This is a genomic window from Peptoniphilus stercorisuis (assembly GCF_017874395.1).
GTDB lineage: Bacteria > Bacillota > Clostridia > Tissierellales > Peptoniphilaceae > Anaerosphaera > Anaerosphaera stercorisuis.
Genome location: NZ_JAGGLJ010000005.1, coordinates 20,551 through 33,682 on the forward strand (window position 1 = coordinate 20,551; position 13,132 = coordinate 33,682).

Annotated in this window: 15 protein-coding genes, 2 tRNA genes and 1 CRISPR repeat array (1 of these 18 cut by a window edge); of the genes, 14 read left to right on the forward strand and 3 right to left on the reverse strand. The window is 27.8% G+C overall.

Going from position 1 to position 13,132, the window contains the following annotated elements:
- Positions 1-498: a CRISPR direct-repeat array (repeat unit 30 nt; unit sequence CATTTAATAGAACTAAACTAGAATGTAAAG); it begins 7,362 nt to the left of the window's first position.
- Positions 499-589: 91 nt separating this feature from the next.
- Positions 590-784: a hypothetical protein gene (locus tag J2Z71_RS03220; RefSeq protein WP_210060419.1), complete on the reverse strand. Its 195-nt coding sequence runs from the start codon at positions 782-784 to the stop codon at positions 590-592.
- A gap of 186 nt (positions 785-970) precedes the next feature.
- Between J2Z71_RS03220 and J2Z71_RS03225 the strand changes: the two genes are divergently transcribed.
- From J2Z71_RS03225 to J2Z71_RS03245, 5 genes are read left to right on the forward strand one after another with little or no spacing between them, the layout of a single operon-like run.
- On the forward strand, positions 971-1,711 hold the full coding sequence (locus J2Z71_RS03225; RefSeq protein WP_210060420.1) for a YebC/PmpR family DNA-binding transcriptional regulator: 741 nt from the start codon (positions 971-973) through the stop codon (positions 1,709-1,711).
- A 2-nt stretch (positions 1,712-1,713) separates the two neighbouring features.
- Positions 1,714-2,319, forward strand: a complete 606-nt coding sequence (locus J2Z71_RS03230; RefSeq protein WP_245311161.1) for a flavodoxin family protein — start codon at positions 1,714-1,716, stop codon at positions 2,317-2,319.
- Positions 2,306-2,962, forward strand: coding sequence for a deoxyribose-phosphate aldolase (gene deoC, locus J2Z71_RS03235; protein ID WP_210060421.1), 657 nt, complete (start codon positions 2,306-2,308; stop codon positions 2,960-2,962). Before J2Z71_RS03230 ends, deoC begins: the two co-directional genes overlap by 14 nt.
- Positions 2,952-3,701: a prolipoprotein diacylglyceryl transferase gene (gene lgt, locus J2Z71_RS03240; protein ID WP_210060422.1), complete on the forward strand. Its 750-nt coding sequence runs from the start codon at positions 2,952-2,954 to the stop codon at positions 3,699-3,701. Before deoC ends, lgt begins: the two co-directional genes overlap by 11 nt.
- Before the next feature lie 28 nt (positions 3,702-3,729).
- Positions 3,730-4,473, forward strand: a complete 744-nt coding sequence (locus J2Z71_RS03245; protein ID WP_210060423.1) for a metallophosphoesterase — start codon at positions 3,730-3,732, stop codon at positions 4,471-4,473.
- Between the two features lie 13 nt (positions 4,474-4,486).
- Here the strand turns inward: J2Z71_RS03245 and J2Z71_RS03250 are convergent, their stop codons facing one another.
- The gene (locus J2Z71_RS03250) at positions 4,487-5,719 is read right to left on the reverse strand and encodes an aminopeptidase (RefSeq protein WP_210060424.1); all 1,233 of its coding nucleotides are present in this window, start codon (positions 5,717-5,719) and stop codon (positions 4,487-4,489) included.
- Positions 5,720-5,814: 95 nt separating this feature from the next.
- Between J2Z71_RS03250 and deoD the strand changes: the two genes are divergently transcribed.
- From deoD to panF, 6 genes are all read left to right on the forward strand, one after another.
- Positions 5,815-6,513, forward strand: coding sequence for a purine-nucleoside phosphorylase (gene deoD, locus J2Z71_RS03255; RefSeq protein WP_210060425.1), 699 nt, complete (start codon positions 5,815-5,817; stop codon positions 6,511-6,513).
- 9 nt (positions 6,514-6,522) lie between these two features.
- Positions 6,523-7,128, forward strand: a complete 606-nt coding sequence (locus J2Z71_RS03260; protein ID WP_210060426.1) for a DUF655 domain-containing protein — start codon at positions 6,523-6,525, stop codon at positions 7,126-7,128.
- 52 nt (positions 7,129-7,180) lie between these two features.
- Positions 7,181-7,256: transfer RNA gene (locus J2Z71_RS03265), tRNA-Trp, on the forward strand.
- A 15-nt stretch (positions 7,257-7,271) separates the two neighbouring features.
- A tRNA-Ile gene (locus tag J2Z71_RS03270) sits at positions 7,272-7,348 on the forward strand.
- Between the two features lie 96 nt (positions 7,349-7,444).
- Positions 7,445-7,714: a YhdT family protein gene (locus J2Z71_RS03275; RefSeq protein ID WP_210060427.1), complete on the forward strand. Its 270-nt coding sequence runs from the start codon at positions 7,445-7,447 to the stop codon at positions 7,712-7,714.
- Between the two features lie 8 nt (positions 7,715-7,722).
- Complete coding sequence (gene panF, locus J2Z71_RS03280; protein WP_210060428.1) at positions 7,723-9,204, forward strand: sodium/pantothenate symporter; 1,482 nt, start codon at positions 7,723-7,725, stop codon at positions 9,202-9,204.
- On the opposite strand, the gene J2Z71_RS03285 is transcribed toward panF, so the two are convergent.
- Entirely contained in the window at positions 9,187-10,110 is a 924-nt protein-coding gene (locus tag J2Z71_RS03285; protein ID WP_210060429.1) for a ribonuclease H-like domain-containing protein, read from the reverse strand. The genes panF and J2Z71_RS03285 overlap by 18 nt on opposite strands.
- Positions 10,111-10,234: 124 nt before the next feature.
- On the opposite strand from J2Z71_RS03285, the gene J2Z71_RS03290 reads away from it, so the two are divergent.
- From J2Z71_RS03290 to J2Z71_RS03300, 3 genes are read left to right on the forward strand one after another with little or no spacing between them, the layout of a single operon-like run.
- Positions 10,235-11,383: a cysteine desulfurase family protein gene (locus J2Z71_RS03290; RefSeq protein ID WP_210060430.1), complete on the forward strand. Its 1,149-nt coding sequence runs from the start codon at positions 10,235-10,237 to the stop codon at positions 11,381-11,383.
- 4 nt (positions 11,384-11,387) lie between these two features.
- Positions 11,388-12,581, forward strand: a complete 1,194-nt coding sequence (gene thiI / locus J2Z71_RS03295) for a tRNA uracil 4-sulfurtransferase ThiI (RefSeq protein ID WP_210060431.1) — start codon at positions 11,388-11,390, stop codon at positions 12,579-12,581.
- Positions 12,568-13,128 carry a LemA family protein gene (locus tag J2Z71_RS03300; RefSeq protein ID WP_210060432.1) on the forward strand — a complete coding sequence of 187 codons (561 nt, stop codon included), beginning with the start codon at positions 12,568-12,570 and terminating at the stop codon, positions 13,126-13,128. The genes thiI and J2Z71_RS03300 overlap by 14 nt, the downstream gene beginning before the upstream one ends.
- Positions 13,129-13,132: the final 4 nt, after the last annotated feature.

The following is a 13,132-nucleotide window of genomic DNA, read 5'->3' on the forward strand; positions in this document are numbered from 1 at the left end:
CATTTAATAGAACTAAACTAGAATGTAAAGGATAAAACACAAGGACTTATAGATTTCGGTCTGACACCATTTAATAGAACTAAACTAGAATGTAAAGTTTTGTAAGGCAATTTAAGGCACTTATTAAGGCTTATTCATTTAATAGAACTAAACTAGAATGTAAAGAGACTTTTCCAATTCTGAGCAAATAGCAAATATGTTACATTTAATAGAACTAAACTAGAATGTAAAGTGATAAACAAGGTAGAAATTATTTACTTAAGTGTGCATTTAATAGAACTAAACTAGAATGTAAAGGGCACTTAGTAGAGAGTGGCACAATAGAGTACACCAACCATTTAATAGAACTAAACTAGAATGTAAAGATTTTTCTAAACTATATTGTTGACTTAGATAGTCAACATTTAATAGAACTAAACTAGAATGTAAAGAAGACAGGCATAGATTGTTCAGGCTTTGTTATGTGGTCATTTAATAGAACTAAACTAGAATGTAAAGTTGCGAGACAAAACTTATCTCACTCGGTCGCCTCGCTCATTTAACAAAACTTAATTAGAGCAAATAAAAAAGCTACTCAAAAGGGTAGCTTTTAATATTCTATTTCATTAAATTTTAAGTCTTCTAATTTCATAACTCCTACTACATGATGTGGATAACAGAAGTTTGGACCTCGTGATGTATTTGATTCAAATCTTATTTTATTTTGATTCCAATAGGATATTTCAAGTAATCCATGGTCTGTTTTAATAATATATCCTTTGTTGTGTTCTAATTTTTCTTTCATATTTCACCTCGTTTATGTATTTTTAAATTATATCATAAAAGTGTAGTTTAATTAAGTTTTTTGTAATTAATTAATTTTAGTTAAAATCCTTTATAATATTGCTCATAGTGATTATAATAGAATATGCATATAAACCTATTTTGTGATAAAATAAAGGTTCAAAATTATAGAAAGGTGCGTGAACTAATGTCAGGTCACTCAAAGTGGAATAACATTAAAAATAAAAAAGGTAAAGAAGATGCTAGAAGAGGTAGAGTCTTTACAAAACTTGGTAGATATATAATGGTTGCTGTTAAAGAAGGTGGACCTGATCCGGAATACAATCCATCATTAAAGGCTGCAATTGATAAGGCTAAGGCTGAAAATATGCCTAATGACAATATTGAAAGAGCTATTAAGAAGGGTTCAGGAGAAGGTGCTGATTCAGTATTTGAAGAAATTATCTATGAAGGTTATGGCCCATCTGGTACTGCTGTTATGGTTCATTGCTTAACTGATAATAGAAATAGAACTGCTCCAGATGTTAGACATGCTTTTGATAAATATGGTGGAAATTTAGGTCAATCTGGTTGTGTTGCTTTTATGTTTGACAAAAAAGGCCAACTTGGTATTGAAAAGACTGATTCTATTGATGAAGATGAGTTAATGCTAGGAGCTATTGATCTTGGAGCTGATGATGTCATTGATAGAGGAGAGGCTTTTGAAATTTTAACTCCACCAGAGCTATATGCTGAGGTGCGTAATGGTCTTGAAGATCAAGGATATGATTTCATTAAGTCTGAAATAACTTATATTCCTCAAAATTATACTGAATTAACTGATGAAAAAGATCTTATAAATATGGAGAAATTAATTGATGCTCTTGAAGATAATGATGATGTTCAAGAAGTTTATACTAATTGGGAAATGCCTGAAGAGGATGAATAATATTGAAGATTTTAGCTATTGCAGGAAGTTCTAGAAAAAATTCAAATACGGATAATTTTCTGGATTTATTTCTTGAAAACTTTAATCTAAAAAATGAGGATATAACTTATCTTACTTTAAAAGATTTAGATTATTCTTATTGTATATCTTGTTATGGATGTGCAAAGGTTCCAAGGTGCATTTTAAAAGATGATTTAACAGATATTTATCCTATTATTGAAGAGTCAGATATGATTATTTTTTCTACTCCAATATATTTTAATTCTGTGTCTTCTATTTCGAAGAGTTTTATAGATAGAATGCAAGTTTATTGGTCTAGAAAGTTTCTTTTAAAACTTCCTCCAATTAAGGAGAAATTTGGAATTTGTCTTATTAATGGTGGTGCAAAATATACTGAAGAACAATTTTTAGGTTCAGAACTTGTTTTTGATCATTTTTTAAAGGTGACAAGTTGTAAAAATCATTTAACTCTTAAGGTATCTAATACTGATGAAAATCCTATTAATAGTGAGAATGAAGATTTTATAAGATTTTTAAATAGTATTAATTTAGATTTTAATGCTAGGAAGTCTTATGTATTAAAGGAGAAGAATTATGGAAATAAATAGAATGATTGATCACACTTTATTAAAGCCTGAGTCAACTAGAGAACAAATTAAAAGTCTTTGTGATGAAGCTTTAGAGTATAATTTTAAGTCTGTTTGTATAAATCCTTTTTGGGTTTCTTATGCAAATGATATTTTAAAAGATAGTGAAGTTTCTGTATGTACTGTTATTGGATTTCCACTAGGTGCAAATACTACTTCTATGAAAGCTACAGAGGCTAGAGAAGCTATTTTAAATGGCGCTGATGAAGTTGATATGGTTATTAATGTTGGACTTTTAAAGTCTAAGGAATATGATCTTGTAGAAGAAGATATAAAAGCTGTTGTAGAAGAATCTAAAGATAAAATTGTGAAAGTTATTATTGAAACTTGTCTTTTATCTGATGAGGAAATTGTAAAGGCTTGTGAAATATCAATGAAATCAGGTGCTGATTTTGTAAAGACTTCTACTGGATTTAATTCAGCTGGTGCAAAGGCACAAGATGTTAATTTAATGAGAAAAACAGTAGGAGATACATTAGGAGTAAAGGCTTCTGGTGGTATTAGAGATTTAAAAACAGCTAGAGAAATGATTGAAAATGGAGCTGCTAGACTTGGTGTAAGTGCTGGTATTGAAATTATTAAGGAACTAGAAAATGAAAATTGATCCTGTTGCTTTTACTCTTTTTGGTATAGATGTAAAGTGGTATGGGGTATTAATTGCAATGGGAGCTTTGCTTGCAATATTTTTTGCTGAAAAACTTGCTAAGAAAAAAGGTCTTTATGATGAATTAGTAACAGATTTTTCATTTTTTGTTATTATTTTTGGAATAATTGGTGCAAGATTATATTATGTCCTATTTGAATGGGAATATTATAGTTTGCATAAAGATGAGATTTTTTCTATTAGAAATGGTGGTCTTGCTATTTATGGAGGCATCATTGCAGGAATAATAGTTGCAATTGTATTTTCAAAGATTAAGAAAGTTGAGTTTTGGGATATTGCTGATATAGCAGCTCCTGGACTTGCTTTGGCACAGGGAATAGGACGCTGGGGCAATTTTATTAATGGAGAGGCTCATGGTGGAGTTACGAATTTACCTTGGGCAATTCTTGTAAATGGTCAAAGAGTTCATCCTACTTTTTTATATGAATCAATACTTGATATTGGAATTTTCTTTTTTCTATACTTTTATTTATCTAAAAATCAAAAGTTTAAAGGTCAACTTTTTACAACTTATATGATAATTTATGGAATTGGAAGATTTTTTATTGAAGGACTAAGAACAGATTCTCTTTATATAGGTATTTTTAGAGTTTCACAACTTGTAAGTCTTTTAATGGTATTAGTTGGAGTAATAGTAACAATTAGAAATAAAAAAATATTAAAGGAAAAAGAGGACTAATAAGTCCTTTTTCTTTTTATGGAGATATATGAAAATTTTAATAATAGTATTTTTATTGATTTATAATTTTTATGAGTTGTCTTGTTTTAAAGTTGAAAAATTAATTTTAAAGAGCAATAAAATTAATAATTTAAAAATCACACAAATATCTGATTTTCATAATAATATATTTATTAATGAGAGAAGGTTAGTAAAATCAATTAAAAAATTTAATCCAGATTTTATATTTATTACAGGAGATTTAATTAGTAGAAATACAAAGGATTTTTCTAAAGTGGAAAATTTATTACAAAATCTATCAAATTTTAAAATATATTTTGTTGAGGGAAATCATGAAAGAGAAAATATTAATAATAAAAAGTTCTATAATATTTTAGACAAGTATAATGTAATTAATCTTTCTGGAGATTTTAAGAGGATAGAAAATGTAAATATATATGGAAATAAGTTTGGAACATCTTATGATTATACATCTGATTTAGATTTAAATTTTTATAATATTTTGCTAACACATGATCCAATAGATTTTCTTGGAAATATTAAAAAATATGATTTGGTATTATCTGGACACAAACATGGAGGACAGCTTAGACTTCCATATATAGGTCAAATAATAGATCATGGTCCTAAGTTTTTTCCTAAGTATAGTAAGGGTTTGTATAATATAGAGGATATAAACTTTTATATTAGTTCAGGACTTGGACAAAGTATTTGTTTGAGATTTTTAAATAGGGTTTCTTATACTAATATAGAAATAAAAAATGGAGGATAAGTCCTCCATTTTTTTATATTACAAAATCTCCATTTTCAAAGATTTGAATTTCTTTATTATCATATGTTATACCTTTAATATTAGTAGTTTCATCACCAATCATAAAGTCAACATGAATAACAGAGTCATTTACACCATGTTCTAATAATTCTTCATCACTCATATCTTCTCCACCTTTAATGCAAGTTGGATAAGCTTTACCAAGTGCTAAATGGCATGATGCATTTTCATCATAAAGTGTTTCATAAAATAATATTTTAGTATCTGAAATAGGTGAATGGTATGGAACAAGAGCTACTTCTCCAAGTCTTCTAGCACCTTCATCAGAATCTAGCATATTTTTTAATGTGTCATAGCCTGTTTTTGCATCAAAATCAACTACTACACCATCTTTAAATTTAAGGTAGAAATCATCTATTAAATTTCCATTATAATTAAGTGGTTTTGTATTATAAACAATTCCATTAGCTCCATCTCTATGTGGCATTGAAAAAACTTCTTCTGTTGGCATATTTGCTATAAATTCTTCTCCGTGACGATTGAATTCTGAACCACCAGCAAAAATATAGTTTTTAGGAAGTCTAATTTTAAGATCAGTTCCTTTTTCTGATTTATATTCTAAATATTCGAATTGATGTTTATTTAAAAATTCATACCATCTTTCTAAGTTGGTTGTATGTTTTTCCCATTCTAAAACAGGATCTTCTTTATCAACTCTAACTGTATAGAATATTAAATTCCAAAGTTTTTCCATAGCTTCATCTATTGGAAGTTCTGGAAATACAACTTTTGCCCAACTAGGAACAGCAGCTCCTATAACACACCATGAAGTTTCGTTATTCATCATTTTTGCGCTAAAGTCTTTTAAAGCTTTAGAATTTGCAAGAACAGATGCTTTGATTTTATCAGGATTTACATCTGATAGTAGATTTGGATCATTTCCAACAATACTTAGTATTTTAGCTTTTTTATTTATATATGAATTTTGTTCGTCTATAAAATATTGTGGAACTTCTTCTAATGTTTCAATACTTGCATTTTGAAATCTCATTTTAGAAATATATTCATCTCTAAAATTTATTTTTACATCTTTAGCTCCAAGTTCGAAAGCAGTTTCAGTAAGAAGTCTTATAAAATCAATCATTTCTACTTGAGCTCTAATAACTAAAAGATCATCTTTTTTTATTTTTAAACCTTCTTTTAAAACAAGGTTTGCGTATTTTTTTAAATTATCATTTAATGTCATCAAATCACCTCTTAAGCATTATAACATATCTTGAATCTAATTTATTTATATTATAAGATTAAAGTATTAAATGATTATTATAAGGAGGTATTTAAATGACACCACATATTAGAGCTGAAAAGAGAGATTTTGCAAAAACTGTTCTTATGCCAGGAGATCCTTTAAGAGCTAAGTTTATTGCCGAGAATTTTTTAGAAGATGTAAAACTTGTAACTGATGTTAGGAATATGCTTGGATTTACTGGAAAGTATAATGGCAAGGAAGTTTCTGTAATGGGAAGTGGTATGGGTATGCCGTCAATGGGAATATACTCATATGAATTAATAAACTTCTATGATGTTGAAAATATAATAAGAGTTGGATCATGTGGAGCATATGGTAAGGATCTTGATTTATATGATGTTATTTTAGCTCAAGGTGCTTGTACTAATTCAAGTTATATAAATTCATTTGATTTAAATGGAATATATTCTGCTATTTCTGATTTTGAATTATTAAATGAAGCTTTTAATGTAGCAAAAAAACTTAATATACACACTAAAGTTGGAAATGTGCTATCTTCTGATGTTTTTTATCAAAGTGATATGGAAGATTATAAAAAATGGCAATCTTTAAATGTACTTGCTACAGAAATGGAAACTTATGCGCTTTATTTAAATGCTGCAAGATATAATGCAAATGCTCTTTCTATATTAACTGTTTCTGATTTAATTGGAACTGATAAAGAAACTACAGCAAAGGAAAGAGAAGTTGCTTTTACAAATATGATGAAAATAGCTCTTGAATTAGTATAGGAGGAAATTTTGGATAAAATCACAAAAAGGGAGAAGATGATTGTAGCTTTAATTATGCTGATAGTTTTAGTGTTTTTTATGAGTAAGAAGAAGTCTAAAGAAAATATAAACCTTAGTGATTCTAACAATATTAATCAAGAAGTAAATATTAAAAATAATGAGATATTAGAAGTTGAAAATGATAATTTTAATGAAGAGATCTATGTTCACATATGTGGAAGAGTTAAAAATCCAGGACTGATTAAACTCAGTAGTGATTCTAGAGTTATTGATGCAGTAGAAGCATCTGGAGGAGTATTTGAAGATGCAGATCTTGATAAAATAAATTTGGCTAAGAAACTTAAAGATGAAGAGAGAGTTTATATTCCAAAAATAGAAGAACAAACTAGCTCAGTAGATATAGGTGATGGAAATTTAGAAGGTGGACAAATTAATATAAATACTGCAGAAAAATCAGAACTGGAAACTTTACCTGGAATAGGTCCTAAAATGGCAGATAAAATTATTGAACATAGACAAAATGAAGAATTTAGTTCAATTGAGGATATTAAGAGTGTTTCAGGCATTGGAGATAAGAAGTTTGAAGAAATAAAAAAATTAATTTGTATAAATTAGTATTTTCTATTGATATTTATGTAAAACTTTGGTAATATATATATTGTTGTTAAGGGGTATAGTTCAGTTGGTAGAACACTGGTCTCCAAAACCAGGTGTCGTGGGTTCGAGTCCTGCTACCCCTGCCAATTAATTTTATATTAGGACCTGTAGCTCAGCTGGTTAGAGCGCACGCCTGATAAGCGTGAGGTCGGAGGTTCGAGTCCCCCCAGGTCCACCAGAGTAACTGCATTTAGATGCAGTTTTTTTTATGCTTAAAACTTTTGATTATTAAAATAAATTTGATATAATTATTAAGATAAAAAGGAGGAGAAGTGTGAATTCATTAAAGACAATAGAAGAAAAAAATAGACAAATAAATAAAGAGACTAAAATATCTATATTTCTTTATATTCTTTATTTTTTGTGGTGGTACTTAACGGGATATGGTCTTTCTAATACAGATCCAAGTGAATATAAATATATACTTGGCTTGCCACTTTGGTTCTTTTTAAGTTGTGTTGTTGGATATATATGGTTTTGTATAGCTACTATAATAGTTACAAAATTCTTTTTTAAAAATTTTAATTTAGAAGATGAAGATTAGGGGTTAATATGAGTTATAATTTTATACTTATAAGTGTTTTAGTTGCATATATGTTGTTAAACTTATATATAGGTTTAAGAATAAGTAGAAAACAAAATAATAAAGATAAAGAAAAGGGAACAAGTTTTATAAATAACTATTTTATAGGTGGAAGATCTATGGGAGGATTTGTACTTGCTATGACTTTAGTTGCAACATTTACAAGTGCTTCTAGTTTTATAGGTGGTCCTGGAATAGCTTATTCAAAAGGATTGTCATGGGTATTTTTATCTATGATTCAAGTTCCTACAGCATTTATAATACTTGCAGTTCTAGGCAAAAAGTTTGCAATAATAGCAAGAAGAACAGATTCAGTTACAGTTACAGATTTTTTAAGACATAGATATGATTCACCAATTGCAGTTATAATACTTTCAATATGGCTTATAGTTTTTTCAATAGCTCAAATGATGGCTCAATTTGTAGGAGGAGCAGTGTTATTTCAAAGTGTAACAGGACTTCCCTATGTAGTTGGACTTTTATTATTTGGAATAGTTGTAATTGTATATACAAGTTTTGGTGGATTTAAAGCAGTAGTTACAACAGACACTATTCAAGGTGTAGTAATGCTTATTGGATCAATAATATTTCTTGGAACAATTATAAAAGTCGGCGGAGGACTTGATAATATAGTTCTTAAATTAAATGAAGTAAATCCTGGTTGGAATACTCCTGATGCAGGAGGAGAAGCACCAAAACAATTTATAATGAGTTTTTGGATACTAGTAGGTATTGCAACAATAGGTCTTCCTCAAACAGCAGTAAGAGCAATGGGTTTTAAAGACACAAAGTCTTTACATGATGCAATGGTATATGGAACAATAGTACTAGGAGCTTTAATGCTTATAATGCATATTAGCGGAGTGTTTGCTCCTGCTGTAATATCTCCAAGTGAGTTTCAAAATACTGATTATATTGTGCCAAATATTGTTTTGAAATATTTAAATCCCTTTATTGCAGGAATATTTATAGCAGCGCCAATTGCAGCTGTTATGTCCACAGTGTCATCACTTTTGATTATGACATCAGCTGCAATAGTTAAGGATTTATATTTAAATTATATTGTAAAAGATGTAGAAAATATAAGTGAAAAGAAAATAAGTAACTTAAGTATGATTACTACATTTCTAATAGGAACATTAGTATTTATTCTAACGATAAACCCACCAGAACTAATAGTTTGGATAAATTTATTTGCAATGGGTGGAATGGAATGTGCATTTTTAGCATCTATAATATTGGGATTATATTGGAAGGGTGCTAATTCAACAGGAGCAATATTATCAAGTTTATTTGGACCTATAATATTTATTTTATTAAAACAATTTAAATTTGATTTCTTTGGATTTGATCCAATAGTCCCATCTATTATAATAACTCTTATATTATTTGTAGTAGGAAGTTTACTTGGCAAAAAAACAAGTAAAGAAAAATTAGAAGTTTTCTTCTAAAATTCTCTTTACTATTTCATAGACATTTTTAAATAATATTCCATCTAACTTTAGAATTAAAATTTCTTTAGGAGATGGAATTTTTATTTTGTTTTGGACATTTGGAAATTCGCTTTTTAAAACAAAGTTACAAAATCTATTATTATCATATTTTGCTCTATGTGTTGGAATGGTGATTGTAAAATATTTATTTTTGCTAATTAAAGAGTAGTTAAAATAATTGAAATAAGAAGTAGTTTTAAAATTTGTTTTTCCATTAATAATTAAAGTATTTTTATCAAAATTAATTGTATTTATAATAAAAAGTTTTTCTTTAATTTCAATTGAATTGATTTCTTCTATTTCCTCTACAACTTTTAAAGAATTTGTAAGTCCGATTATATCGTCACGATTGTGTACTATTACATCTTTAAAGTTTTCGTAATCTTTATTTATAAGATAATCTCTATAACTACTTACAACCTCAGCCCCAGATATAAATTCATCACGATTAATATTTAAATATTCCTCTAGAGATTTTTGTTTATAATTTTTAAGATTTAGTATATGTTTGTAATTTTTAATATATCTATATAAATCAAAGCCTTCAACTTGTGGAAAATCCATATTATAAAAATCATATTTTTCTTTAATAAAGGGAATATCAAAGGAATTTCCATTAAAAGTAATTATGTTTTTGTCTAAGTAGGGTTTTATTTCTTTTAAAATATCATATTCTTCCCCTAAATCTTCTGCAAAGAAAAGTTCTACGGAAGAATTTTTTTTGATTTCACAAAGTCCAATTAAAAAAATATTATTATATTTTCTTGAAAGTCCTGTAGTTTCTATATCAAGAACTACTGAATTTTGAAATTTATTTAAAATAAAGTCGTCATTTATATTAAAATCATAATTTAATTTTTTCATTTTTTTTAAATCGCCACCTTTAAATTATTCTAATTGTACTCTATAATAATATTATTGACAATAATTGAACTTGCTGTATATTAGTATAGTTAGTTATTTTATGAAAGTTATAAAAGGTGATAAAATGATTTATTTAGACAATTGTGCTACAACAAAACCAAGGGAAGAAGTTGTAGATGTAATGATTCAAGCATTAAAGGAAGATTTTGCAAATCCTTCTTCATTACATTCACTTGGATTTAGCGCAGAAAAAAAGGTAGAAGAATCTAGAAAGAATATAGCGAAACTAATAAATGCAGCACCAGATGAGTTATATTTTACATCTGGAGGTACAGAAAGTAACAATATTGCATTACATGGTCTTATTAAGAAAAACAAAAGACTTGGAAATAAAATAATAACAACAAAAATAGAACATGCTTCAGTTATAGATCAACTTAGAAGTTATAAAGAAAAGGGATTTGATATAGTTGAAATACCTGTTGATCGTTATGGAAATTTAAATACTGAAGAATTATATAATGAAATAGATGGTAAAACTATTGTCTTAAGTCTTTTTCATGTAAATAATGAAGTTGGATCTATTAATGATATTGAAAATATTATAAAAAAAGTAAAAAGTATAAATAAAAATGTATTAATACATGTAGATGGAGTTCAAGCCTTTGGAAAAATTCCAGTAGATGTTAAAACTTTAGGTTGTGATACATATTCTATGAGTGGACATAAAATTTATGGTCCAAAGGGAATTGGAGTATTATATCTAAAAAATTCTTTAAAAATCAGTTCTCTAGTAATTGGTGGAGGGCAAGAAAGTGGATTAAGATCTGGAACTGAAAATGTTCCTGGTATTTTAGGGCTTGGAAAGGCTTGTGAGATTACTTATAAAGAGTTTAATAAAGAATATGAACATGCTCAAAAGATAAAGAAGTATTTAATTGAAAAAATAAATGAAAAATTTGGTGATTATGAATTTAATAGTACTGATTATTCTTCTCCATATATAGTTTCAGTTTCATTTAAAGATGTAAGAGCAGAAGTGCTACTTCACTTTTTAGAGCAAGATGAAATATACATTTCAACAGCATCTGCTTGTACTTCAAATGGAACTCATAAGTCACATGTTTTAGAGGCAATAGGAATTAACGAAAAGCTATCAGAGGGAACTATTAGAATTTGTATATCTAAAGATATAGATGAAGAACAAATAGATGAATTTATAAAGGCATTAGAAAAATATGTATCTGAAATAAGAGAAATAATGAAAAGGTGATTTAGTGGAAAGAGTTATAAGTTTAAGTTTAGGCGAAGTAGTATTAAAAGGAAAAAATAGAAAACATTTTGAAAATAAATTAATTGGTCAAGTTAAAAAATCAATTGCTGATATAGGATTTAAATCAGTATATAAAGATATGGGAAAAGTTTATATTGCAGCGGATTATGAAAATTTTGATCAAATTATAGAAAGAGTTAAACATGTTTTTGGAATAGTTTATATTAGTCCATGTATAAAAATAAATAGAGATATTGAAGAGATTGAAGAAGGAGTTAAACTTATAACAAAAGAAGCTCTTGAAGATAATCCTTCAATTAAAACATTTAAAGGTGTAGCAAAAAGAGCAGATAAAAATTATCCATTAGTTTCAATGGAAATAAATAATAGAATTGGTGGAGCTGTACTTAAAAACTTCCCAATAAAAGTAGATGTTCACAATCCTGATTTATATATTTATTGTGATATTAAAAAAGAAGCTTATTTATACACTAAAAGATATAAAGCTTATGGTGGTCTTCCAATGGGTACAAATGGTAGAGGACTTCTTTTATTATCAGGAGGAATAGATTCACCAGTAGCAGGATTTTTAATGGCAAAACGTGGAGTGCAAATAGATTCTGTGCATTTTCATTCATATCCTTTCACATCTGAAAGAGCTGAAGAAAAAATGTTTAAACTTGCAGAAATACTATCTGCTTTTACAGGTAATATGACAATTTATTCTATAAATTTACTTCCTATACAAAAGGAAATAAATAAAAATTGTCCAGAAGATGAAATGACAATTATATCTAGAAGATTTATGATGAGAATTGCTGAGAGATTATCTGAAAAAAATGAGTATAAATCTATTATTACAGGTGAAAATTTAGGACAAGTTGCAAGTCAAACAATTGATGGACTTACTGTAACAAGTGCAATACCAAATAGACCAGTATTTAGACCATTAATAGGAATGGATAAGGTAAATATTATTGATTGGGCTAAGAAAATTGGAACTTATGAAACTTCAATACTTCCTTTTGAAGATTGTTGTACAGTATTTTTACCAAAACATCCATCACTTAGACCTAGACTTAAGGATATAGAAAAATCTGAAGAACCTCTTGATATAGAAGAACTTGTAGAAAGTGCTATAGCAAATATGAAAATCATAAAAGTAAAAGAGGGTGAAGTTCAAAATGAAGAAGAATAAAGGACTTATTATAGTTCTTGCAGTAGTTGTTTTAATTATTGCTATGATAGTTCCGAAATACAATAAGTTAGTTGCTTTAGACAATGATGTAGATGCAGCTTACTCACAAGTACAAATTGTAGTAAAAAGAAGAGCTGATTTAATTCCTAATCTTGTAAATGTTGTAAAAGGATATGCAACACATGAAGAAGAAACTTTTACAAAAGTAACTGAAGCAAGAAGTAATGTAGAAAAAGCTAAAAATGCTGAAGAACTTGCTAATGCAAATAATGAATTATCAAGTGCTATTAATGGATTAAATGTAGTAGTAGAAAGATATCCAGAACTAAAAGCAAATACAAACTTCTTAGATCTTCAAGCACAACTTGAAGGAACTGAAAATAGAATATCTACAGAAAGACAAAGATATAATGAAAAAGTAAAAGAATATAATAAAGAAGTTAGATCATTTCCTATGAATATTTTTGCAAAAATGTTTGGATTTGAAAAGAAAGCTTATTTTGAAATAAGTGCAGAAGATGAAAAAGTTCCAGAAGTTAAGTTCTAGGTGA